General features: G+C 38.5%; 21 protein-coding genes. 18 read left to right on the top strand and 3 right to left on the bottom strand.

All coding sequences use genetic code 11. The features are described from left to right. The first annotated feature begins 34 nt into the window (after positions 1 to 34). From E7303_RS02205 to E7303_RS02150, 12 genes are all read left to right on the top strand, one after another. Complete coding sequence (locus E7303_RS02205) at positions 35 to 1,612, top strand: ABC transporter ATP-binding protein (RefSeq protein WP_334298566.1); 1,578 nt, start codon at positions 35 to 37, stop codon at positions 1,610 to 1,612. 1 nt (position 1,613) lies between these two features. Further along, a complete protein-coding gene (locus E7303_RS02200; RefSeq protein ID WP_292143639.1) occupies positions 1,614 to 2,744 on the top strand; it encodes an ABC transporter permease in 1,131 nt (376 codons plus the stop codon). Further along, a complete protein-coding gene (locus E7303_RS02195) occupies positions 2,744 to 3,685 on the top strand; it encodes an ABC transporter permease (RefSeq protein ID WP_292143638.1) in 942 nt (313 codons plus the stop codon). Before E7303_RS02200 ends, E7303_RS02195 begins: the two co-directional genes overlap by 1 nt. A gap of 8 nt (positions 3,686 to 3,693) precedes the next feature. Then, positions 3,694 to 4,119, top strand: a complete 426-nt coding sequence (locus tag E7303_RS02190) for a cytidine deaminase (RefSeq protein WP_292143637.1) — start codon at positions 3,694 to 3,696, stop codon at positions 4,117 to 4,119. Between the two features lie 149 nt (positions 4,120 to 4,268). Further along, positions 4,269 to 4,619 (top strand): 50S ribosomal protein L19, encoded by a 351-nt coding sequence (gene rplS, locus E7303_RS02185; protein ID WP_022773578.1) that lies wholly within the window; start codon positions 4,269 to 4,271, stop codon positions 4,617 to 4,619. Positions 4,620 to 4,697: 78 nt separating this feature from the next. Next, a complete protein-coding gene (gene lepB / locus E7303_RS02180) occupies positions 4,698 to 5,294 on the top strand; it encodes a signal peptidase I (protein WP_292143636.1) in 597 nt (198 codons plus the stop codon). Beyond that, the gene (gene ylqF / locus E7303_RS02175; RefSeq protein WP_292143635.1) at positions 5,291 to 6,172 is read left to right on the top strand and encodes a ribosome biogenesis GTPase YlqF; all 882 of its coding nucleotides are present in this window, start codon (positions 5,291 to 5,293) and stop codon (positions 6,170 to 6,172) included. The genes lepB (E7303_RS02180) and ylqF overlap by 4 nt, the downstream gene beginning before the upstream one ends. A gap of 24 nt (positions 6,173 to 6,196) precedes the next feature. Then, positions 6,197 to 6,730 (top strand): signal peptidase I, encoded by a 534-nt coding sequence (lepB, locus tag E7303_RS02170; RefSeq protein ID WP_292143634.1) that lies wholly within the window; start codon positions 6,197 to 6,199, stop codon positions 6,728 to 6,730. Then, positions 6,730 to 7,491, top strand: a complete 762-nt coding sequence (locus E7303_RS02165; RefSeq protein ID WP_292143633.1) for a ribonuclease HII — start codon at positions 6,730 to 6,732, stop codon at positions 7,489 to 7,491. Before lepB (E7303_RS02170) ends, E7303_RS02165 begins: the two co-directional genes overlap by 1 nt. Continuing rightward, positions 7,488 to 9,191: a flagellar hook-length control protein FliK gene (fliK, locus tag E7303_RS02160; RefSeq protein ID WP_292143632.1), complete on the top strand. Its 1,704-nt coding sequence runs from the start codon at positions 7,488 to 7,490 to the stop codon at positions 9,189 to 9,191. Before E7303_RS02165 ends, fliK begins: the two co-directional genes overlap by 4 nt. Positions 9,192 to 9,193: 2 nt before the next feature. Further along, positions 9,194 to 9,490, top strand: a complete 297-nt coding sequence (locus E7303_RS02155; RefSeq protein WP_292143631.1) for an EscU/YscU/HrcU family type III secretion system export apparatus switch protein — start codon at positions 9,194 to 9,196, stop codon at positions 9,488 to 9,490. A 26-nt stretch (positions 9,491 to 9,516) separates the two neighbouring features. Next, a complete protein-coding gene (locus tag E7303_RS02150; RefSeq protein WP_292143630.1) occupies positions 9,517 to 9,879 on the top strand; it encodes a YraN family protein in 363 nt (120 codons plus the stop codon). Between the two features lie 4 nt (positions 9,880 to 9,883). Here E7303_RS02150 and E7303_RS02145 read toward each other — a convergent pair whose 3' ends face one another. Continuing rightward, the gene (locus E7303_RS02145) at positions 9,884 to 11,602 is read right to left on the bottom strand and encodes a DUF6044 family protein (protein WP_292143629.1); all 1,719 of its coding nucleotides are present in this window, start codon (positions 11,600 to 11,602) and stop codon (positions 9,884 to 9,886) included. Between the two features lie 188 nt (positions 11,603 to 11,790). Further along, a complete protein-coding gene (locus E7303_RS02140) occupies positions 11,791 to 13,443 on the bottom strand; it encodes a ribonuclease J (RefSeq protein ID WP_292143628.1) in 1,653 nt (550 codons plus the stop codon). Between the two features lie 90 nt (positions 13,444 to 13,533). Between E7303_RS02140 and pgeF the strand changes: the two genes are divergently transcribed. The 3 genes from pgeF to E7303_RS02125 all read left to right on the top strand — a co-directional run bounded on the left by pgeF (position 13,534) and on the right by E7303_RS02125 (position 17,642). Further along, positions 13,534 to 14,403 (top strand): peptidoglycan editing factor PgeF, encoded by an 870-nt coding sequence (gene pgeF / locus E7303_RS02135; RefSeq protein WP_292143627.1) that lies wholly within the window; start codon positions 13,534 to 13,536, stop codon positions 14,401 to 14,403. 90 nt (positions 14,404 to 14,493) lie between these two features. Continuing rightward, the gene (locus tag E7303_RS02130) at positions 14,494 to 15,195 is read left to right on the top strand and encodes a response regulator transcription factor (protein ID WP_292143626.1); all 702 of its coding nucleotides are present in this window, start codon (positions 14,494 to 14,496) and stop codon (positions 15,193 to 15,195) included. Then, positions 15,189 to 17,642 (top strand): sensor histidine kinase, encoded by a 2,454-nt coding sequence (locus E7303_RS02125; RefSeq protein ID WP_292143625.1) that lies wholly within the window; start codon positions 15,189 to 15,191, stop codon positions 17,640 to 17,642. The genes E7303_RS02130 and E7303_RS02125 overlap by 7 nt, the downstream gene beginning before the upstream one ends. A 47-nt stretch (positions 17,643 to 17,689) precedes the next feature. Here E7303_RS02125 and E7303_RS02120 read toward each other — a convergent pair whose 3' ends face one another. Continuing rightward, complete coding sequence (locus E7303_RS02120; protein ID WP_292143624.1) at positions 17,690 to 18,889, bottom strand: ribose-phosphate pyrophosphokinase; 1,200 nt, start codon at positions 18,887 to 18,889, stop codon at positions 17,690 to 17,692. Positions 18,890 to 18,998: 109 nt separating this feature from the next. Between E7303_RS02120 and E7303_RS02115 the strand changes: the two genes are divergently transcribed. Genes E7303_RS02115 through plsY form a run of 3 tightly spaced genes read left to right on the top strand, consistent with a single transcriptional unit; the run spans position 18,999 to position 22,379 of the window. Continuing rightward, the gene (locus E7303_RS02115) at positions 18,999 to 20,357 is read left to right on the top strand and encodes a DUF512 domain-containing protein (RefSeq protein WP_292143623.1); all 1,359 of its coding nucleotides are present in this window, start codon (positions 18,999 to 19,001) and stop codon (positions 20,355 to 20,357) included. A 9-nt stretch (positions 20,358 to 20,366) separates the two neighbouring features. Beyond that, a complete protein-coding gene (gene der / locus E7303_RS02110; RefSeq protein WP_103868013.1) occupies positions 20,367 to 21,695 on the top strand; it encodes a ribosome biogenesis GTPase Der in 1,329 nt (442 codons plus the stop codon). Then, positions 21,696 to 22,379, top strand: a complete 684-nt coding sequence (gene plsY, locus E7303_RS02105) for a glycerol-3-phosphate 1-O-acyltransferase PlsY (protein ID WP_292143622.1) — start codon at positions 21,696 to 21,698, stop codon at positions 22,377 to 22,379. Positions 22,380 to 22,381: the final 2 nt, after the last annotated feature.

The following is a 22,381-nucleotide window of genomic DNA, read 5'->3' as shown; positions in this document are numbered from 1 at the left end:
GCCTCAAAACTTTCGGTCTCTTTTTACCAGTCAAATGGTGATAAATATTGGTAGGAGGAAAAAGAAGGTGGCTTTAGAAAGCGCGTATGCTATTGAAATGCTAAATATAACAAAGCGTTTCCCTGGAATAATTGCGAACGACAATGTTACTATTCAGCTCAAAAAAGGTGAAATACACGCTCTTTTAGGGGAAAATGGTGCTGGTAAGTCAACACTCATGAGCGTTTTGTTCGGCCTTTATCAGGCAGAAGAGGGGACAATTAAAAAGGATGGTAAGGTTGTTACTATCAACAATCCTAATGATGCCAATGACCTTGGAATAGGAATGGTTCATCAGCACTTCAAACTTGTTCAGTGCTTTACTGTTCTTGATAACATCATCCTTGGGGTGGAGACAACAAAACATGGATTCTTACAGAAAGATGTAGCAAGAAAGAGAATCTTGGAGCTTTCTGACAAATATGGTCTTAAGGTAGATCCTGATGCAAAGATTGAGGATATTACCGTAGGAATGCAGCAGAGAACTGAAATTCTTAAGATGCTCTACAGAGATAATGAGATTCTTATTTTTGATGAGCCTACAGCTGTTTTAACTCCTGCAGAAATTGATGAACTTATGCAGATCATGAGAAATCTTGCAAAAGAGGGTAAGTCAATTCTCTTTATTTCTCACAAGCTTGCTGAGATCATGTCTGTTGCAGACAGATGCACTGTACTTAGACGTGGTAAGTACATTGGAACTGTTAATATTGCTGACACTAATCAGGAAGAGCTCAGCCGTATGATGATCGGTAGAGATGTACAGCTTGTCGCAACAAAGGAAGATAAGACACCTGGTGATGTTATTCTTCATGTTGAGAATATGACTGTCCCTTCCAAGCTTCATCATAACAATGCAGTAAAAAATGTTTCTTTTGATGTAAGGTCAGGAGAAATCGTATGTATAGCCGGTATCGATGGCAACGGTCAGACAGAACTTGTTTATGGTTTATCAGGTCTTGAAAATATTACTTCCGGTAAGATCACGCTTTCAGGAAAAGACATTTCTCATGCATCTATCAGAGAGAGATCTATTAGCGGAATGAGCCATATTCCGGAAGACAGACACAAACATGGCCTTGTTATGGACTATTCACTTGCCTATAATCTTGTGCTTCAGAGGTACTTTGAGCCACAATTTAGCACAAAGTATGGGTTCCTAAAAAAGAAGGAAATCAATAAGTATGCTGAAAAGCTTATTGACCAATATGATATCAGATCAAGTCAGGGAGCACCTACAATAGCCAGAAGTATGTCAGGTGGTAACCAGCAGAAAGCAATCATTGCCAGAGAAATTGATAAGGATCCGGATCTTCTGATCGCGGTTCAGCCTACCAGAGGTCTTGATGTAGGTGCTATCGAATATATTCACAAGCAGCTTATTGCCAGAAGAGATGAGGGACACGCAGTTCTTTTGGTTTCTCTTGAACTGGAAGAAGTTATGAGTATATCAGACAGAATACTTGTTATGTACGAAGGCGAGATAGTAGGAGAGTTTGATCCAAAGAAGACAACTCCTGAGGAACTCGGACTTTACATGGCAGGAGCAAAGAGAAAGGAGGCTGGAGCTTAAAATGGCTGGAAATAACAGAAAAATTGAAAAAGAAAGCTTTTTCTCAAAGCCGGCAGTCCAGTCTATAACTGCGTCATTACTTTGTATAGTTATAGGACTATTGATAGGATACATTGCCCTTCTTATCATTAACCCTGTTGGTGCTACGGAAGCTATTATCACAATTATAAAGAACTATTTCACATATCCATCAAAGGCGGCAGCGCTCAAATACCTTGGTAACACACTTGTAAAGGCAGCACCACTTCTTATGTGCGCTTTATCTATTCAGTTCTGTTATCAGGCCGGATTATTCAACATTGGAGCTGCAGGCCAGTACGTTGCCGGAGCTGGAGCTTCACTTTATTTTGCACTTGGTTTTGGACTTCCATGGTATATATGTATTCTTGCAGCACTTGTTGCTGGTGGAATCTTCGGAATCATCGTTGGAATTTTAAAGGCATATCTCAATGTTAATGAGGTTATTTCAGGAATCATGCTTAACTGGATCGGACTTTATACAGTTAATATGCTCCTTGGAGGCGTAAAAGAGGTTTCAAGCCCTTATACACTTTCACTTGCAAGTACTAATCCTTCGGCTATCATTCCTTCACTTGGACTTGAGAAGCTCTTTTCAAACAATAAGTATGTTACAATTGCGATTCCTTTAGCTGTGATTATTGCGATTATTTTAAAGGTTATCTTGAGCATGACTGTATTTGGATATGAGATCAAGGCAACAGGTATTGCAAAGGATGCTGCAAAATACAGCGGAATGAAAGAGAAGAAAAATGTTATTCTTACTCTTTTCATCGGCGGTGGTCTTGCAGGTCTTGGAGCTGCATTCCTTTTCCTTACAGGATATGAGCAGTGGTCTGTAACACAGTCATCTGTTCCTGGAATGGGCTTTAATGGTATTGCTGCAACATTCCTTGGCGGACTTGATCCTATAGGAACAATTTTTGCATCATACTTTATTCAGCACATTACAAGTGGTGGTTCATACCTTGATAAGAACGTTTATCCATCACAGATTTCAGATTTTATATCTTCAATAATCATCTACCTCTGCGGATTTGTTCTCTTCTTTAAGTTCTTCTTAAACAGCAGAATAAGAGCCGGCAAGGAAAAGAAAGAAGGAGGTAATAAATAATGGTATTACTTCTTCAATACACATTACTTTTTTCATCAGTACTTATCCTGGTTGCTCTTGGTGGATGTTTTTCAGAGCATTCAGGTGTTATAAACCTGGGACTTGAAGGAATAATGGTTATGGGCGCTTTAGGCGGAGCCCTTACATTAAAGGTTATTTCACCCACGCTTCCTGCAATTGTTATTGTTCTTACTGTACTTTTGACATCGACTTTGTGCGGAGTGCTTTATTCAGTTCTTTTGGCTTTTGCCTGCATCAATTTCAAGGCAGACCAGACATTGGTAGGAACTGCTCTTAACATGCTTGCGGCAGCTGCTGCAACAGTTATTGTTAAAACTATCAACATTGCTGAGAACCCAGACAATGTATCCTCAACTGTTCAGTATGTAGCTTCTAAAAAAGCTCTTGTTGTTAACATTGGAAGCTTCCAGTTTAACTGGTTCATGCTTGTGGCACTTATAGCTTTGATAGCAGCGTATGTTATTCTCTATAAGACAAGATTTGGCTTAAGACTTATGGCCTGCGGTGAGCATCCTCAGGCTGCTGACAGCGTAGGTATCAATGTTTATACTATGCGCTGGGCTGGCGTTCTTATTTCCGGAGTTCTTGCCGGAATCGGCGGTATTGTCTACATCACAGCCGGAGTCAGTGAGTGGAAGTTTGAAAACGGTGTTGCCGGTTTCGGATTCCTTGCCCTTGCGGTTATGATCTTTGGACAGTGGAAGCCTCTTAACATTGGACTTGCAGCTTTGTTGTTCGGGTTCTTTAGAGCTCTTTCCAACGTTTATTCAGGATTTGATTTTTTGGCAGCACTCAATATTCCGAGTTCTGTATATAATATGATGCCTTATATCATTTCTCTTGCAGTACTTGCATTTACGTCTGCGAACTCAAGAGCACCTAAGGCAGAAGGAATTCCTTACGATAAAGGATCAAGGTGATTTTTTGTATGAATGAAACACAAATTAAAGAATTAATTAAAAAAGCTTTGGATATGAGAAATTTTTCTTATACTCCATATTCTCACTTCAATGTTGGTGCAGCGCTTCTTAGTGCTGATGACAGGATATTTACAGGATGCAATATAGAAAATGCTTCTTATACACCTACCAACTGCGCAGAGAGAACAGCTTTTTTCAAAGCAGTAAGTGAGGGAGTGCTCACTTTTAAAGCAATAGCAATAGTGGGCGGCCCTGCAGATGCAACAGAGCTTGAGTATTGTCCTCCCTGTGGAGTTTGCAGACAGGTTATGAGCGAGTTCTGCGATGATGAGTTTATAGTTATTGTTGCAAAATCAACTGAGGAATACATGGTATATACATTACCTGAAATCCTTCCAGACAGATTTGGACCTACAAATCTCATTAAAAGATAAGAATCATTTGTTGACGGATTAACATATTTTGTGTTATATTATAGTACGTTGTGAAAATCAGACGGTCCTCTGTTATGATTTAGAGTCGGAAATTCATCTGATTCTGTAATATTACATATTAAGAACGTCCATAGAATAGGAGAAAAGATATGAGTACAATTATCGAAGAGCTCGAGAAGGAGCAGCTGAATGCTAACGCACCTCAGTTCAACACTGGTGATACTGTAAGAGTACACGCTAAGATCAAAGAAGGAAACCGTGAAAGAGTACAGGTTTTCGAAGGAACTGTTAAGAAGATCCAGGGCGGCAGCAACCGTACAACATTCACAGTAAGAAAAGAGTCTTACGGTGTTGGCGTTGAGAAGACTTGGCCACTTCACTCACCTATCGTTGAGAAGGTTGAGGTTATCAGAAGAGGTAAGGTTAGAAGAGCTAAGCTTAACTACCTTAAGGGTCTCACAGGTAAGAAGGCAAAAGTTAAGGAACTTGTTACCAGATAAGTTGTTAGTTAAAAGGCAGTTACTTTTTAGTAATTGCCTTTTTCTTTACTTACATTCTATGCCAGACAGAGGATGACTATGTTCAGGAAGAAAAAAAGAAATCTCTACCTAAATCCCAAAAAAAAGATAATTACACCCAAAATGCTTCATGAAATCTTTTCATGGCTTTTTGTTACAGTAATAGCGATCTTTTTTGCCTTTGTATTTGTGATAGCATTTGGAATGCAGGTCACTAATATTGGAGATTCTATGACCCCAACTCTTGCAAACGGACAGGTGGTTTTGGTGAACAGACTTGAGTTTAAGATATTGCGTCCTTCTACAGGAGATATTATAGCTTTTTTACCAAATGGCAATGCAAACTCACATTATTATGTTAAAAGAGTTGTAGCTTCTTCCGGCGACAAAGTTCAGATTATTGATGGTTATTTATATGTAAACGGTGAAAAAACTGAAGATACCGACGAAATATATGATAAAATGGAAGATGCAGGGATAGCTGCTAATGAGATAAAGCTTGGAAGCGGCGAATATTTTGTCCTTGGAGACAACAGAAATAGTAGTGAAGACTCGAGAAGTGCCAATATTGGTATTGTTAAGACTAATATGATAATTGGTAAAGTGTGGTTTAAACTTGCTGGTAATGATAACAGCGGAGGTTTTATTTTAGAATGAATTTGCAATGGTATCCTGGTCATATGACGAAAGCGATCAGAATGATGCAGGAAAACATTAAACTGATCGATATTATAATTGAAGTAGTAGACGCCAGGATTCCGGCAGCTTCCAGAAATCCTGATATTGATGAGCTTGGTAAAAACAAGTTCAGACTTATAGTTTTAAATAAGTCTGATCTGGCCGATAATCAGGTGACTAAAAAATGGAAAGAGTACTATGAAAAACAGGGCCTGTTTGTAATGGAGATGAATTCCAAAACAGGTAATGAGGCCGTTAAAGTTAAGGACCTTGTTCAGAAAGCCTGTGCTGAAAAGATAGAAAGAGATAAGAAAAGAGGAATTGTAGGCAGACCTATAAGAGCGATGGTTGCCGGTATTCCAAATGTTGGCAAGTCAACATTCATAAATAAGCTTGCCGGAAAGGCTTCTGCAAAAACAGGCAATAAGCCCGGAGTCACAAAGGGTAAACAGTGGATCACCCTTAGTAAGAGTATGCAGCTTCTAGATACTCCTGGTATCCTGTGGCCCAAGTTTGAGGATGAGCAGGTGGGGCTTAGACTTGCACTTATTGGTTCAATGAATGATGAGAATCTCGACATTGCTGAGCTTGCCTGTGAACTGATAAAGAAGCTTGAAAAGTTCTATCCGGAAGCTATTTTTGAAAAATACGGTATTACCAAAGAGCAGCTATCTGAACTTGAAGAGGATCAATATTCTACTCCTGCAAGCAGAGTTTTATCAGCAATTGCCATAAACAGAAAGTGCCTTCTTGCAGGTGGTAACCCGGATATCTCAAGAGCGGCAGCGCTTCTTCTGGATGATTTTAGAAACGGAAGACTTGGCAAAATATCTCTTGAAAGACCAGATGAACAATAAACTATAATACGATGGGCGAATGTTATGAAGAAGTTTCTTAAAGAATTATTTAGCACAATAATCTATTTAGCAGTCATTTTTCTTTTGACATTTCTATTTATTACCTTTGTTATGCAAAGGACTGAGGTAAGTGGCCAGTCTATGGAGCCAACGCTTCAGGACGGAGATTCGCTTCTTATTGAGAAGGTATCTTACAGATTCAGTTCACCAAAGAGGTTTGATATCATAGTATTTCCGTATCAGTACGGCGACAATCAGTTCTTTATCAAAAGAATTATTGGTCTTCCGGGCGAGAGTATCAGGATTGACTATGATGGAAACATATATGTGGATGGTGAGATCTTAAAGGAAGGCTACGGCGCGGAAGTTATACTTGATCCGGGCAGGGCTGAGACGGAAGTTGTCCTTGGCGAAGACGAGTATTTCGTCATGGGTGATAACAGAAATCACAGCATGGATAGCAGGGATATTTCTGTTGGTAGTATCAATAAAGCTGATATTACAGGCAGAGCCTTCATTCGTATTTTTCCATTTTCTAAATTCGGGAGCATAAACTAATGGGTTCAATGACAGATATTAAGGCAGCGCTTCAGCTTGCAGCAACAAGGGAAGAGTATGTTTCTTTTATCGAGGAATATTCATCTGATGAGAGGGCAGGCGTAAAAAAGCTTGTAGAATCAGCAGAAAAGAAATTAAAAGCCCTCGAAAAAGAAATGGCCCGTATAGAAGAAATGAAAAAATATGAGAAAGAATATGCTCATTTGGGGCCTATTTGCGGAATTGACGAAGTGGGCAGGGGCCCTCTTGCGGGACCCGTCTATACAGCAGCTGTTGTGCTTCCGCCCGATTGCGATATTTTGTATGTTAATGATTCAAAGAAATTATCCGAAAAAAAGAGAGAAGAGCTTTACGATGTGATCATGGAAAAGGCTCTTGCTGTTAGCATTGGATGCAATTCTCCGGAGAGAATTGATGAAATTAATATCCTTAATGCTACAAAAGAAGCTATGGTCATGGCTGTAAAGAACCTAAAAGTAAAACCGGCAACTCTTTTGATCGATGCAGTGCATCTTGACGGACTTGATGAATACAATCAGGTATCAATAATTAAGGGCGATGCAAAGAGTATCTCTATAGCTGCAGCCAGTATAGTGGCAAAGGTTACAAGGGACAGAATAATGAAAGAGGAAGCCAAGAAGTATCCTGAGTATTTCTTTGATTCAAATAAAGGCTATGGAAGTCAGGACCACATTGAAGCCCTTAAAAAATATGGTCCTTGTCCAATACACAGAAGGTCGTTTATAGGTAATTTCGTATGAGTGGTATTTCCAGCGTATCACAATCAAATCAGCCTATAGTTCTGAATGGTAGCAGCCTCCAGGTCCCACAGGGGCAGGGTGAGGCTTTAAACCTGAAAAATGGTGCTGTCATTCAGGGGACTGTTGTGTCTGTAAATGATACCCCTGATGGAAAGCTCGTAAATATAAATGTATCCGGCAATGAAATATCTGCCAGGCTGCAGGAAGGAATGGATCTTAAGGAAGGCCAGTCACTGCAGTTTGCAGTAAAAGGTTTAAGTTCAAGGGCAGTTACCATTATGCCCCTATTTGAGAACACTGCGGCTATGCAGAGCACTATTAAGGCTTTGACTGCTGCCGGACTTGAGACTACCCCTGAAAATGTTCAGATGGTAAAAGACATGATGGAAGCAGGACTTCCAATCGATAAAGCATCTTTGCAGGAAATGAGCAAGAATCTAAACTTGTTCTCTAATTCATCTGTTTCAACTTTGGTTGAGATGAAGAGCCTGAATATCCCAATAAATGAAAACAACATAAATGGCTTTGAAAGCTACAAGAACTATGAGCATCAGGTAGTAAATGAGATGGAAGATATAATTGAATCTCTTCCTGAAACATATAATGCTCTTATATCAGGGGGCGAAGAGGCTAAAGCCATGAATTTGTATGGCTCTGTACTAAAGCTTTTTGGGCAGGAAAATGCAGAAAGTAATTTGGAACAGGGGATAGGTGGAGCTTTTCAAGTAGCGGGTGACGCTGCGGGTGAGGCTGAAGCAGAAAGTGGATCTATACAGGGGGCTCTGGATGCAGGAAAAGAAATTCTTGATAAAAGCGGAAATGCTAACAAGGATCTTACTCTTACCTTAGATATGGAGCCTGGTGCTTTAAAAGAAGAGACAGCAATAAATAGTAAAACTGTTTCAAATGAGTTTATTGATACATTAAAAAATCTCGGTGTTTCCGATAAGAATATTGAGAAACTGATAACATCATCTGATTCAAAGGCTCTTTTAAATGAACTGGCAAAGAATTATGAAGGGGCTGACCTTACCAATGTTGTTGAAAATGCAGCATGGAAAAAGCTCTTTTCAAGCGATGAATATAACAAGATCATCAAAGATAATATTTCAGAGCAATGGCTCTTGAAGCCATCAGAGGTTGAGGATAAGGAAAACATCCAAAATCTGTACCAGAGGCTAAATAATCAGGTAAAACACCTGGCTGAAACAGTGAATAATACAGGACTTGCTGAATCAAAACTTGGTCAGTCTCTTAATAATCTCTCTAATAATCTTGATTTTATGAATCAGCTTAATCAGATGTTTCAATATGTTCAGCTTCCGCTTCAGATGGCGGGACAGAACGTGCACGGAGACTTATATGTCTATAGGAACAAGAACAGGAAAATGAGCGAAGACGGATCTGTCAGTGCGGTGCTTCATCTTGATATGGACAATCTGGGTCCTATTGATGTCTATGTTAAAATGCTTGAAAAAAAGGTTACCACAAACTTTTATGTGGCAGATGATTCAATATTGGATCTTATCAATGATAATATACATATTTTGAATGAGAGACTTGAAAAACGTGGCTATTCCATGAATGTAACTCTTAAACTTCAGGATGACATGGATGGAGAGGATGCAGCTGTTGATGAGATGTTTGATGTAACAAGGACTCCTGTATTATCCACTACATCTTTTGATGCGAGGGCTTGATCATGGCTGATGAGAAAAAAGAAAAACAAAAAACTGCCGTAGCTCTTGCCTACGATCCTAATGAAGATGGAGCGCCAAAAGTCATCGCTTCAGGAAAGGGAGCTCTTGCCGAAAAGATCATAGAGCAGGCAAAAGAAAACAAGATACCTGTTCATGAAGATGACAAGCTTGCTGAAACCTTGTCAAAACTGGAAATAGGAGAGATGATACCGCCTGAGCTTTACGAAGTAGTTGCTGAGATTCTGGTCTTTGTTGATGCCATGGACAAGATAAAGGCAAAAGACCGCTCAAGAAAATAATGCATTAAAAAGGAACGTAAAGATAAGTGAATAAAAGAACAACAGGCTCTTGGTATGAAGATATGGCTTGCGACTACCTTAAGAGCCAAAGAGTTAAGATCTTAAAAAGAAACTTCAGAGTTAGAAGTGGTGAAATAGATATTGTTGCATTTGATGAAGGATATTATAGTTTTATCGAAGTAAAATACAGAAAAGACAATAAATATGGCGGCCCGGAGGCCGCCGTTGGTTTTGCAAAACAAAAACAGATATGTAACGTATCAAGGTTTTATATTTCTTTTAACCACATTCCTGAAGATGCGCCTGTAAGATATGATGTGATAGCTATAAGCGGAGAAGAAGGTGCAAGTAAAATTAAGTGGTATAAAGATGCCTTTGAGTACATTTAAAACCTTAAATACTGTATAGCCATATTGTATATGGCGAAGTCTTGCTTTCATACTGACCTACAAGCTTTATGCCAAGGTCATCTGCGTTACTTATTTCTATTCTTGAGAAAATATACTTCCCGTTTAACTTTTTGAAGGAGTCCACATCAATTAAAAGTCTTTTGTCTGTGACATCCTTTGTTCTTACAGGAGACCAGATGGAATCTACAGTCCCTGAAAAAATATATGCTCTTGCTCCCCATTCATCGTAATATTCCCTGGCTGAGTCTGACTCCTCAAGGGCCGGAGCAATAATGTTTCTAAAAGAATCCTTATAGGACTGATAATAGTAACTAAGGCATCCATCAAGAGTAGATATTCCGTTATATGACAATACTGCCGGGTGGAAACCATAGGCAACAGCGTACTCGCCATCATAATCAATATCTTCTTTGATGCTCTTAAATAAGTCAGATGAATAGAACTCACCGTATGAAAGGGTTTCTGACTTGTCGTTTTTTATGAGCTGCCAGACGTTGACATATACAGTGTTAAAAAAGTCATTGTATAAAGACTGAGTGCCAAGAACGGATAATAAGGTAAGGATCATAATGATCACAGGAAGCTTTTTGTAATGCTTTGCAAGTTTTAAAGAAATTATAACAATCTCCAGGTACCATAAAAATGGATTAAAGAAGAGAGTCCTGTTAAACTGCCAACCCTTTAAAGGAGAGAAAATATGCTCAAAAAGAGTTCTTACAGGGCCGCAATAATACAGACCATAAATGATGCAGTTAAAAATAATAAAATAGAGAACAAGATTAAATGGATCTGTAATCAGTTTTTTGTAAGATTTATTTTTTATGTATATTCCATTTATGATAAAGAATGAAATAATTACAATTGGCATTGCCATGAACCTGTGAAGGTCTTCGCAGTGGAACATGTTATTTATGAATACATCCTTTATGGTTGAAAGAATCTGTGTAAAACTATAATTTTCAATGACCATTTCATCCCTTATTGTCTGTTCGCTACCGGCAAAGATAAGGAGAAAGAGCCTGTATTCGATAAGTATGAAAGAAATCGAAATAAGAACCATGCTAATGATAAGCTGAACATTTATCTTTTTATCCTTTATCAGTCTGTAAAGGAAATAGATAAAAATATATCCGATTATGAATGGACCAAAGAATGTGAAATAGGACAAAACAGGGTATAGAAAAAGAAGTATATAATACCTGGCCTTTTTTTCTGTCATAACCTTTCTTATAAGATAGATGAGCAGAGGGATAGAAGCAAAGGCAAAAGAAAAAGCGGGATAAAGCGGAAGTAGTCCATATATAAAGCTTCCAAGAACTATAATCCATTCATATTTCTTATAATTGTTCTTTAAAATATCTTTTCCAAGAAGAATTCCGGAGAAAGTTGCTATGAAGATCTTTAAAAAGTAACCGATAATATACGCTGTGAAATTAGGAAAAAGCATATATAAAACAGCATATAAATAAAACTCTGAAAGGAGAAAGTTTCTATCAATTCCTCCAAGCAAAGGTACGGTAACATTATGCGAAAAGAAAGCATTATTTAGTTTTAAGATCTGGTAATCTGCGATGTGAATATCAAGATTATCGTGAACACCAATATATGTGTGATTTTTTCCTGCAATAACGAATGTTATAAGTTCGATAGCAGTAATAAGGATGACAATTCCCCAATACCAGTTTGATTTAATTTTTTTCATATTTTCCTCAATAAAAAAACAGAATACAAAAATTAAGCATATTAAATATGCTAATTAAAGTATTCTGCTGTTTTTCACATTTCTTTTCACGATGAACATTCTCTGGTGTATCATCCAGACATAATGAAACATCATAAAAGCTTTAACCACTTTGGCTGTGTAAATACTGCAAATTCAATTCTAAAAAATTATACCACAGCTTCAGTTATATTTACAATTATAAGAGGCTTACGCATTGTCTTTTTCCAAATAGATTCCTGAAGTATGCGCTTAATATTTGCTTCGAATCTTGAACTGTCGATGCCCTGAGCTATCATTCTGGAAACTTCAGAGGAAACATCACTTGTTAGAGATTCAATGAGCGAAGCAGATTTTTGGCGGTTTACAAAACCTTGTGTTACTATGGATGGAGGGGCAATAAGCCTTTTTGATCCATGAGAAAAGCAGAGAGTGACAATAACTACTCCCGCTTGTGACATGATTTTTCTTTCGGAGAGAATATGACCGCTGATATCTCCGATTCCCAAACCATCAACTAAGATTTCTTTTAGCTCAACAGAACCTGAAACCTTAGAAAAAGAGTCAGAAACTTCCAGGATATCCCCGTTTTTGATCATCAGAACGTTTTCTTCCGGGATTCCACAGGCAATGGCAACTTCCTTATTGGCATTCCTTATTCTGAACTGCCCGTGGGCGGGGATTATGTACTTGGGACTTAACAGGTTATAGATGAGCTTTAACTCTTCTATACAAGCGTGCCCGGTTACATGGAGATCTCTGAAAAGTATTTTTGCTCCCTGTTCCTCAAGACTATTGATGGTCTCTGAGAATATACTCTCGTAGCCCTGTACAGGAATGGAACTAAAAAGTATGACGTCGGATTCTTTTATCTTGATATTTTCATTGAGACCATTTGCGATGTCTGACAGGCAGCTGATAGGTTCACCGTGATTTCCTGTTGTGAGGAAGACAAGTTCACTGTCTTTAAAATGGGATGCTTCATCAGCGCCTATCAAAACATCCTTTTGGAGTGTGATATATCCTAGTGCTTCGGCTGATTTAAAGATTTCAAGCATCACATCGCCCTGAAGGATGACTTTTCTGCCGTACTTTTTTGAAATATCTATTATTTGGCTGACTCTTTCCATGTTTGAAGCAAAAGTAGCAATGATCAGACGCTCATTTTTGAAATTATTAAATAATCTGTCCATTGAGATGCTGACTTCATTCTCTGATGGGGAGGAACCTTTTATAAGAGCGTTAGTGCTATCGCTTAGAACTGCAAGGACACCTTTTGATCCAATGGCAGCAAGCCTCCTTAGATCAGTAGTATCGCCAATAGTAGGAGTCAGATCTATTTTGAAATCACCGGTACAGACTATAGTTCCGGCGCCGGTATAGATTGCAAGCATTACAGCATCAGGTATACTGTGATTTGTTTTAATGAATTCAATTTTGAAATCTCCAAGGATAAAGGTATTACCCTGGCGGATAACTTTGGTCCTGGCCTTTTTGATGTTGTGCTGTTTTAGTTTATCTTCAATCAAAAGAATAGTTAGTGGAGTTCCATAGATTGGAACATTAAGCTCAGGCAGAATATAAGGGATTGCACCTATGTGGTCTTCGTGGCCGTGAGTTACAACAATTCCTTTTACTTTATCAATATGTTCCTTAAGATATGAAATATCAGGAATGGAAGTGTCAATACCGGGCATATTATTTGGGGGAAAAGAGGTACCACAATCTATGATGATGATAGAATCATCACTTTCGATAATAGTCATGTTCATGCCGATTTTATCAAAACCACCAAGTGGAATTATTTTTATAGTATTTTTCATTATGCTAAGCTCCCAATTTGTCTATATGGTAGAGTTTATCAAATTATGATAAAGTGTGTAAATACGATAGATACTAAATGAGGAAGAAAAATGACAGATAAGACATTGATCAGATATGGAAAAAAAGTAACTACTCAGATAAGAGAAAAAAACGGTGTGAAATATATTGTTTTTCCTGATATTGAAAAATTGGGTGTTGTGGACCATCTTTTTTCTACCAGGATAGGCGGAGTCTCAAAAGGCGACTACGCTACCATGAACTTGAGCTATACACGTGGTGATGACAAGGAATGCGTGGATGAGAATTATAGAAGGATAGCGGAAGTTTTAGGACACGGCAAAACCTTAGATGACTTCGTGTGTACTTTCCAGACACACACTACCAATATAAGAGTTGTCACAGAAGGCGACAGGGGAAAAGGGCCTGCAAGAGTCAGAGACTACACTGATATAGACGGACTGATCACAAATGTCCCGGGTATAATTCTTGGTACGTTTCATGCGGACTGTCCGCCAATTTATATTGTTGACCCTGTAAAAAGAGCTATCGGTCTTGTTCATTCAGGCTGGAAGGGGACACGGGGAGAAATTGGCAAAAAAGCAATTGAGAAAATGAGTGCTACGTATGGAAGTAGGCCTGAGGACTGTGTATGTGCAATAGGGCCGTCGATATGCGGTGAATGTTATGAGATAGGCGAAGATGTAGCTTTGGAATTTGCCAAGGCTTATACTGAAAAAGAACTGGAGGATAATAAGATATTAGTGCCTTATCCCAATAACAAATACAGATTATATCTATGGAATGCAATAAAGCTGTCGCTTCAAAGGGCAGGGGTGCCGGACCAAAACATAATTGTCACAGATATATGTACAAAGTGTAATCCTGACCTTTTATTTTCACATAGGGTACATGGCGAAAAGCGCGGAAATCTCATGGCTTTTTTAACAATTAACGAATAAACGTTAAATTCTTAAGAAATCTTAAGAATTTTCGTAGGTAAATCTTAAGAATTTTCTGATTTAATAGAATTAGAAGATATGGAGCAGAGCATGGAAAACATTTTAGTTTGCGATGATGACAAAGAAATAGTTGATGCGATCGAGATCTATCTTTCACAGGAGGACTTCAGAATATATAAGGCCTACGATGGGATAGAAGCCCTTGATATCATTAGGAAAACAAAGATATCACTGGCAATTGTAGACATAATGATGCCCAAAATGGATGGGATGAGAATGGTGATGGAGCTTAGAAAATTCAGCTCTATTCCTGTAATATTCCTGTCTGCTAAGTCAGAGGATTCTGATAAGATATTGGGACTTAACATCGGCGCCGATGATTATGTCACAAAGCCCTTTAATCCCCTGGAGCTGGTTGCAAGAGTAAAGTCCAACCTAAGACGATACACAACTCTTGGAAGCATGGAAGATAAAGAGAACATCTATAAGACCGGTGGTCTTGTCATTGACGACAACTCCAAGGAATGTTTTGTTGATGGTGAAAGGATAAGACTTACGCCTATCGAATATAACATTTTAGAGTTCCTTGTGAAAAATAAGGGCAAAGTTTATTCCATCAATCAGATATATCAGAGCATCTGGCAGGATACCGGCTCTTTTGCCGCAGACAATACAATAGCTGTCCATATCAGACATATCAGAGAAAAAATAGAGATCAATCCAAGGGATCCAAGGTACCTCAAAGTTGTGTGGGGTGTGGGATACAAGATTGAAGATGAGGAACCATGTTAAAAAAGCCAATTAATTTTAAAATTCTTACATTGATCCAGCATGTTCTTGCGGCATTTATAGCCTTTTCGCTTGTTTTTATATTTGCAGGAACCAGCATAATCATTACAGGTGCCAGGGGAGATTATTCCTATACCTTGTATGAATCAGACAGAAACAGAGCTTATGAGGATTCATACCTTTTTAACAACATCCTTGGCAATAACCTCGCTGATGTTATTAGGCTCATAGCTATCAGAAGCCAGTTAGAAACAGCAGGTGAGTATGACAGTGAAAAGACAATTGATGTAACTGCCTATGTGAACAGAGGAACAACGCTTACGGGAGACTACGTCACTGCTGTTTATACAGTATCAGATCTTTTAAAGTGGGCCCAGAGCGGCTTCACTTATGAAAAAAGGAATTTCACAGAAGAAGAGAGCAGCTCATTTTTAAGCGCCACAACTACATACACGCACCTCAAGAACAACCTTATGTCAGGTGGTATGAATTCCTACCTTAGTTCGGGGCTTTCTGATAACAGTGTTGAATTTACAGTTTCAGGCAATTCTGTTCCTTCTGGAGGAACTCACAATATCCTCGTTTCAAGATATCAGACTGTTGATGGGAAAAATATCGAGGACCTTGTATCAAACTGGGAAGAGTACAGCCTTTTGTGCAGTAATGTCGAGGAGGCTGCGGGAACGCTTTTATCCAACTTCGAGGAATATGGAAAGCTCCTTTCATATTATGGATATCAGTCAAGTAACTTAAGGTACTATATTTCCAGAACAGTAAGTGGCAGTACATCTGTGTTTACAAATATTTCCGAGCTTTCTGGAGAAACAACCGGAATAGATATAAAGAGTGTATTTGAAGGCTACGGCAGATACATATATTACTGCCCATATGAGCTTAAGTACGAGACCAACACTCTTATAAAAGAAAACGTGGTAAGAAGCCTTCTTAAAACATATAGCTATGCGTATCCTGATCAGATAAAGGTTTACGTGGCTGTAGATACTTTAGGCTACCCATGCAGCGATGATTTTTATCAGGGAAAGAGCAGCTTTGCCAAATATATGCCTTATAGGACACAAATTCTGATACTGTGCTTTGTTGCGGCATTCATGTATATACTTCTGTTTATAATAACTCTTAAGACACCTGTAGTTGTAAATGGAAGGACAATAAAGACAGAGATAGCCTGTCTTAAGAATATTATAATAATGGCGGCTCCTTTTGGTGCTTTTGTACTGGTGTCTGTCATAACACAGATGAGTTACATGAAGATGGTTCGGCTCGAGAACTTCCCAGTATATGCGGCCCTTGGTGCATTTGTATTTAATGTGGGTTTTTTGGGACTTATTTATGGTATTGCAGATAAGGTAAAAGAGAAGTCTCTTTGGAAAGATTCTATCCTAAGAATGATCATTATAGGAGCAAAGAATCTGATCCTCACAACTACTGACAATGGTAATGTGATCATAAGGACCTGGATTCCATATATCTTCTTTGTGGTTATTAATCTGTGTCTGTTTAAGATAGGCCTTGCAGGAATAGTTATTGCAGCATTTTTAGACATACTTATTGGTATTTATCTGTACAGACAGAACCTTGACAGAGATCGTATCATCAAGGTTATAGAGAAGATTAAAAATGGCGACGTTAAGTCAAAGGTCGACGTTTCAGCACTTCATTCAGACAACATAGCCTTAGCAGATGCAGTTAATTCCATCGGTGAAGGAATTGAAAAAGCAGTAGATACCAGTATGAAGGATGAAAAGCTAAAAGCAGATCTTATAACAAACGTATCACACGATATCAAGACTCCGCTGACTTCCATAATCAACTATGTGGATCTTATAAAGAGGGAAGATATAGGCAATGAGAGAGTGATCGAGTACGTAAATATACTGGATCAGAAATCTCAAAAGCTTAAAAAACTTACAGAAGATCTGGTTGAGGCTTCAAAGATCAGCTCAGGAAATATAAGCATTGAGCTCTCAAAGATAGATTTTGTTGAACTGATAAATCAGACGATAGGCGAATTCTTCGAGAAGTTTGAAAAGAGTGGCCTTACTCCTATTTTTAAGCCACAGGAACAGAACATATCCATAGTTGCAGATGCAAGGCACCTTTGGAGAGTTTTGGAGAATCTCTTTAATAATACCTGTAAGTATGCCCTTTCAGGAACGAGAGTATATCTTGAGATGTACACCATAGAGGATGCAGAAGGCAAAAAGAAAGCCTTCTTCTCAATTAAGAACATCTCTGCAAAAGAGCTTAATGTCAGTGCCGATGAACTTACCAAAAAGTTTATCAGAGGGGATGAGTCAAGAACAACTGAAGGAAGCGGACTTGGACTATCTATTGCCAAGAACCTCACAATTGCTCAGGGAGGAACCTTTGATATAAGGCTTGACGGAGACCTTTTTAAAGTAATAATTGGATTTGATATAGCAGAATAAAAAATAAGTGCCCATAACATAGAGTTATGGGCACAATTCTTATATATTTAGTCGAAAAGCTCAGTTGGAGTCTTACATCCTGAGTTGTATCTGCCGACAATCTCATGAATCTTGTCTGTTGGCATATTTACTGTAGCCATAGAAGCATCGTGATTAAGGAAGTCAATGATAGTAGCAAGGAATTTACCCATATCTGCGATGAATATGTATTCTTTTGATGTAACTTCCTCATTCATGTAAGTGAGGTTAGTAGTAATAACTGCGTCAAAGTAACCTTTTTCGTAGCCGTCATCAAACTTGCTCATTCCGTCTGTGAAAAGACCGAATGTAGTGCAGATGAATACCCTTTTAGCTCCCATGTTCTTAAGCTGTTTGGCAGTATCTATCATACTTGATCCTGAAGATATCATGTCATCGATGATGATAACATCGCGGCCTGAAATATCAGAACCAAGGAATTCGTGAGCAACAATTGGGTTAGTTCCGTTAACAACGTGAGCATAATCACGTCTCTTATAGAACATACCTGTATCAGCGCCGATTACGTTTGCAAAATAAACGGCTCTGTCAAGAGCTCCCTCATCAGGGCTTATGACAGTGAGGTGATCCTTATCAACAACAAGGTCATCGATGTGAGATAAAAGAGCCTTCATAAACTGATATGAAGCAAGGAAGTTATCAAATCCACCAAGAGGCTTGGCATTTGATATTCTTGGGTCATGAGCATCAAAAGTAATAAAGTTTGAGATACCCATATCATGAAGCTCAGCAAACATCTGAGCAGCATCTAATGATTCCATACCGTTTCTTTTGTGCTGACGTCCTTCATAAAGGAATGGCATGATAACATTTATTCTTTTTGCTTTGCCAGTAATTGCACCTATAACACGTTTAAGATCCTGATAATGATCATCAGGAGATTTATGGTTGACGTAATTGTACATTTTATAAGTTATGCTGTAATTGCATACATCAGTAAGAATGTAAACGTCATTTCCTCGAACACTTTCCTTGATAGTAGCCTTAGCTTCACCACTGTTGAATCTGTCAAGGTTGATATCGATTTTGTAATTGTCTTTTACATAACCGTGAAAAGCGGGATCGTTTTCAGGCATTTTGTAAAGCTCATGTCTGAATTCTGAGATATAACGATTGACGCTGTCACCAAGTTCTTTGGCTGAATCCATTACAATTAGATTAAGAGGTGCAACCGGAATAGTACCTTCCAGTTTTCTAAAATCTGGCATATTTTTCGCTTCCTTCTTTGAAATATTTATATTAGAACATAGTTCTACATTTACTGTTTTAACATCGATGGTGCTGACACGTCAAGGACAAGATGGTATAATACAGGGCATGAAGAAGAATATAGGACACCTTATCGGCAGTGTCGATGAGGGAAGCATAGCACAAGAATTAAATATTGAACCGGGCGATAAGCTCTTAAAAATTAATGATCAGGTCATAGAGGATATTTTTGATTTTCAGTACCTTGTTCAGGATGAACATCTGGATGTACTTATTGAGAAAGCAAATGGCGAGCAGTGGCTTTTAGATATTGATAAGGATTTTGATGAGGACCTTGGAATTGAGTTTGAGAACGGGCTCATGGATGATTACAGGTCCTGTAGTAATAAGTGTATTTTTTGCTTTATTGATCAGATGCCAAAGGGCATGAGAAAAACACTATATTTTAAGGATGATGACTCAAGACTGTCTTTCCTTCAGGGCAATTATGTAACACTTACCAACATGTCTGATGCGGATATCGACAGAATATTAAAATATCATCTTTCTCCTATCAATATTTCTTTTCAGACTACTAACCCTGAACTTAGATGTAAGATGCTCGGCAACAGATTCGCCGGTGAAGCACTTAAGAAAGTAGACAGATTATGCGCTCCGGGTACAGGAATAGAGATAAATGGTCAGATAGTTCTTTGTAAGGGTGTCAATGATGGAAAAGAACTTGAGAGATCCATTTCTGACATGTCCAAATATATACCGAACCTTCAAAGTGTATCAGTAGTTCCGGTTGGACTTTCCAAATACAGAGACGGGCTTTATCCGCTTGAACCCTTTAACAGTCAGGATGCCGGAGAGGTCATTGATCTTATAGAAAGCTGGCAAAAGAAGATTTATAATGAATATGGGATGCATTTCGTTCATGCAAGCGATGAGTGGTACTTCCTTGCAGGAAGAGATTTCCCTGAAGCAGAGAGATATGACGGCTATATACAGCTTGAAAACGGCGTTGGAATGATGAGACTTCTTATAGATGAATATGAAGAAGCGCTTAAAAAGGCTGTTTCAGAACACAAGACGCACCTTAACAGCCTAAACAGAGAGATATCAATTGCCACAGGAAGACTGGTATATCCTTGCATCAGGGATATGGCAGAAAAGGCAATGAGTATTTGTACTGGACTAAAAGTGCATGTTTATGAGATAATTAACGAGTTTTTTGGCGAGAGGATTACCGTTTCAGGTCTTCTTACCGGAACAGATATCATAAATCAGCTTAAGGGAAAAGAGCTTGGAAGCGAGCTTTTTCTTCCTGAAAACCTTCTTCGAAGCGGAGAGGACTATCTTCTTGATGACGTGAGAATTTGCGACATCGAGGAAAAACTAAACACTAAAGTTGGAATATCAAAGTGCGATGGTCACGACCTTGTTTCAGTACTATTTGATATTCCGGAAGATGAACTTTTATAAAGGATAATTATGAGTAAGAAAAATATTGTTGCGGTAGTTGGCCGCCCAAACGTTGGAAAATCAACACTTTTTAACGCTCTGGCAGGTAGTAGGATTGCTATTGTTCAGGATACACCGGGCGTTACCAGAGACAGAATCTATCAGGATGTTGAATGGCTTAATCACAGCTTCACACTTATTGATACAGGTGGTATTGAACCTGATTCCAAGGACATCATTCTCTCACAGATGAGAGATCAGGCCCAGATAGCCATTGATACAGCAGATGTTATCATTTTTATGGTAGATGTTAAGCAGGGACTTACTGATTCTGATTCAAAAGTAGCAGATATGCTCAGAAGATCAGCAAAGCCTGTAGTTTTGTGTGTAAATAAGGTAGATAACTTCAACAGGGATTCACTGGATGTATATGAGTTCTATAATCTTGGAATTGGAGAGCCATTCCCTATTTCAGCTGTTAATAAGCAGGGAATAGGTGATCTTCTTGAAGAAGTTGTAAGTCATTTCAGCAAGGACTCAACTAATGACGAGGATGATGATACAACCAAGATCGCTATCATTGGTAAGCCTAATGTTGGTAAGTCATCTATCATCAACAAGCTAATAGGCGAGAACAGACTTATTGTATCTGATATTGCAGGAACAACACGTGATGCCATCGATACAGAAGTTAAATATAACGGTAAAAAATATACATTCATCGATACAGCAGGACTGCGCAGGAAGAATAAAGTAAAGGACGAGCTTGAGCACTACATGATCGTCAGAACTGTTGGCGCTGTTGAGAGAGCAGATATCGCAATCCTTGTAATAAATGCTGAGGAAGGCGTAACAGAGCAGGATGCCAAGATAGCCGGAATAGCTCACGAGAGCGGTAAGGCTGTGATCATCGCAGTTAATAAGTGGGATCTTATTGAAAAGGATAACCACTCTGTAAAAGAGTTTACAAAGGATATCAGAAATACCCTTTCGTTTATGAACTATGCAGAGATCATCTTTATTTCTGCCGAGACAGGGCAGCGCCTTGTAAAGCTCTATGATCTTATTGATATCGTTAGTGAGAACCATTCACTCAGAGTTGCTACAGGTGTTCTCAATGAGATCATGACACAGGCAGTTGTAATGCAGCAGCCACCGAGTGATAAGGGTAAGATATTAAAGCTTTACTACATCACACAGGCTTCAGTAAAGCCACCAACATTCGTTATATTTGTAAATGACAAAAAGCTTATGCATTTTAGTTACACCAGATATATTGAGAACCAGATCAGAGAAGCCTTCGGATTCAAGGGGACTCCTTTGAGATTTATTATCAGGGAGAGAAAAGAGGATAAATAAATGACCACATCAGGTTTAGTTGGGGCGAGAATTGTCTGCATTATCATTGGTTATATTTTTGGAATGATTCAGACAGCCGTTTTCTATGGAAGGCTTAAAGGGGTAGATATAAGAAAAGTGGGTTCTGGTAATGCCGGAACAACCAATACATTACGAGTACTTGGACCAAAGGCAGGTGCTGTAGTTCTTTTAGGTGACATGCTCAAATGTATGGTAGCCATATTCATAACATATCTATTGTTTGGAAGATCCAATCCGGAATACATAATACTGTTTATGGCTTATACTACTGCAGGAACTGTACTTGGGCATGACTTTCCTTTCTTCCTTAAGTTCAAGGGTGGCAAGGGAATCGCATGTACTGCAGGATTTACTGTTTATCTCAGTATACAGTTCAATATTCTGTTTCTTATTATGGGAATTATTTCATTCTTCCTGCCATTTAATCTGTTCCATATCGTTTCAATCTGCAGTTTGTTCTATTATTCTGCACTTCTTGTTACCACGATCATCTATGGACAGATGGGACTGTTTTATGCACCTCAGGGAGCTCTTATTGAAGTTTATATAATAGTTGCACTTTTGACTTTACTTGCTTTTTATCAGCACAGAGGAAATATTAAAAAGCTCATAAATGGTCAGGAGCGCAAGACTTATATATTTAAAAAGAATAAAGTGGACTAATT

It is taken from the genome of Butyrivibrio sp., from assembly GCF_015056685.1.
Lineage (GTDB): Bacteria > Bacillota > Clostridia > Lachnospirales > Lachnospiraceae > Butyrivibrio.
The sequence above is the reverse complement of the archived record's forward strand: the minus strand, read 5'-3'. Positions and strand labels throughout refer to the sequence as shown.

Bases quoted from the DNA above. Each gene is read 5' to 3' on its own strand.
- E7303_RS02125 (WP_292143625.1), top strand. From the start codon at position 15,189: ATGTTAAAAAAGCCAATTAATTTTAAAATTCTTACATTGATCCAGCAT.
- E7303_RS02155 (WP_292143631.1), top strand. From the start codon at position 9,194: ATGGCTGATGAGAAAAAAGAAAAACAAAAAACTGCCGTAGCTCTTGCC.
- E7303_RS02205 (WP_334298566.1), top strand. From the start codon at position 35: ATGGTGATAAATATTGGTAGGAGGAAAAAGAAGGTGGCTTTAGAAAGC.
- E7303_RS02190 (WP_292143637.1), top strand. From the start codon at position 3,694: ATGAATGAAACACAAATTAAAGAATTAATTAAAAAAGCTTTGGATATG.
- der (WP_103868013.1), top strand. From the start codon at position 20,367: ATGAGTAAGAAAAATATTGTTGCGGTAGTTGGCCGCCCAAACGTTGGA.
- pgeF (WP_292143627.1), top strand. From the start codon at position 13,534: ATGACAGATAAGACATTGATCAGATATGGAAAAAAAGTAACTACTCAG.
- E7303_RS02130 (WP_292143626.1), top strand. From the start codon at position 14,494: ATGGAAAACATTTTAGTTTGCGATGATGACAAAGAAATAGTTGATGCG.
- E7303_RS02120 (WP_292143624.1), bottom strand. From the start codon at position 18,889: ATGCCAGATTTTAGAAAACTGGAAGGTACTATTCCGGTTGCACCTCTT.
- E7303_RS02140 (WP_292143628.1), bottom strand. From the start codon at position 13,443: ATGAAAAATACTATAAAAATAATTCCACTTGGTGGTTTTGATAAAATC.
- E7303_RS02145 (WP_292143629.1), bottom strand. From the start codon at position 11,602: ATGAAAAAAATTAAATCAAACTGGTATTGGGGAATTGTCATCCTTATT.
- ylqF (WP_292143635.1), top strand. From the start codon at position 5,291: ATGAATTTGCAATGGTATCCTGGTCATATGACGAAAGCGATCAGAATG.
- E7303_RS02115 (WP_292143623.1), top strand. From the start codon at position 18,999: ATGAAGAAGAATATAGGACACCTTATCGGCAGTGTCGATGAGGGAAGC.
- E7303_RS02195 (WP_292143638.1), top strand. From the start codon at position 2,744: ATGGTATTACTTCTTCAATACACATTACTTTTTTCATCAGTACTTATC.
- lepB (WP_292143634.1), top strand. From the start codon at position 6,197: ATGAAGAAGTTTCTTAAAGAATTATTTAGCACAATAATCTATTTAGCA.
- rplS (WP_022773578.1), top strand. From the start codon at position 4,269: ATGAGTACAATTATCGAAGAGCTCGAGAAGGAGCAGCTGAATGCTAAC.
- plsY (WP_292143622.1), top strand. From the start codon at position 21,696: ATGACCACATCAGGTTTAGTTGGGGCGAGAATTGTCTGCATTATCATT.
- E7303_RS02165 (WP_292143633.1), top strand. From the start codon at position 6,730: ATGGGTTCAATGACAGATATTAAGGCAGCGCTTCAGCTTGCAGCAACA.
- E7303_RS02200 (WP_292143639.1), top strand. From the start codon at position 1,614: ATGGCTGGAAATAACAGAAAAATTGAAAAAGAAAGCTTTTTCTCAAAG.
- lepB (WP_292143636.1), top strand. From the start codon at position 4,698: ATGTTCAGGAAGAAAAAAAGAAATCTCTACCTAAATCCCAAAAAAAAG.
- fliK (WP_292143632.1), top strand. From the start codon at position 7,488: ATGAGTGGTATTTCCAGCGTATCACAATCAAATCAGCCTATAGTTCTG.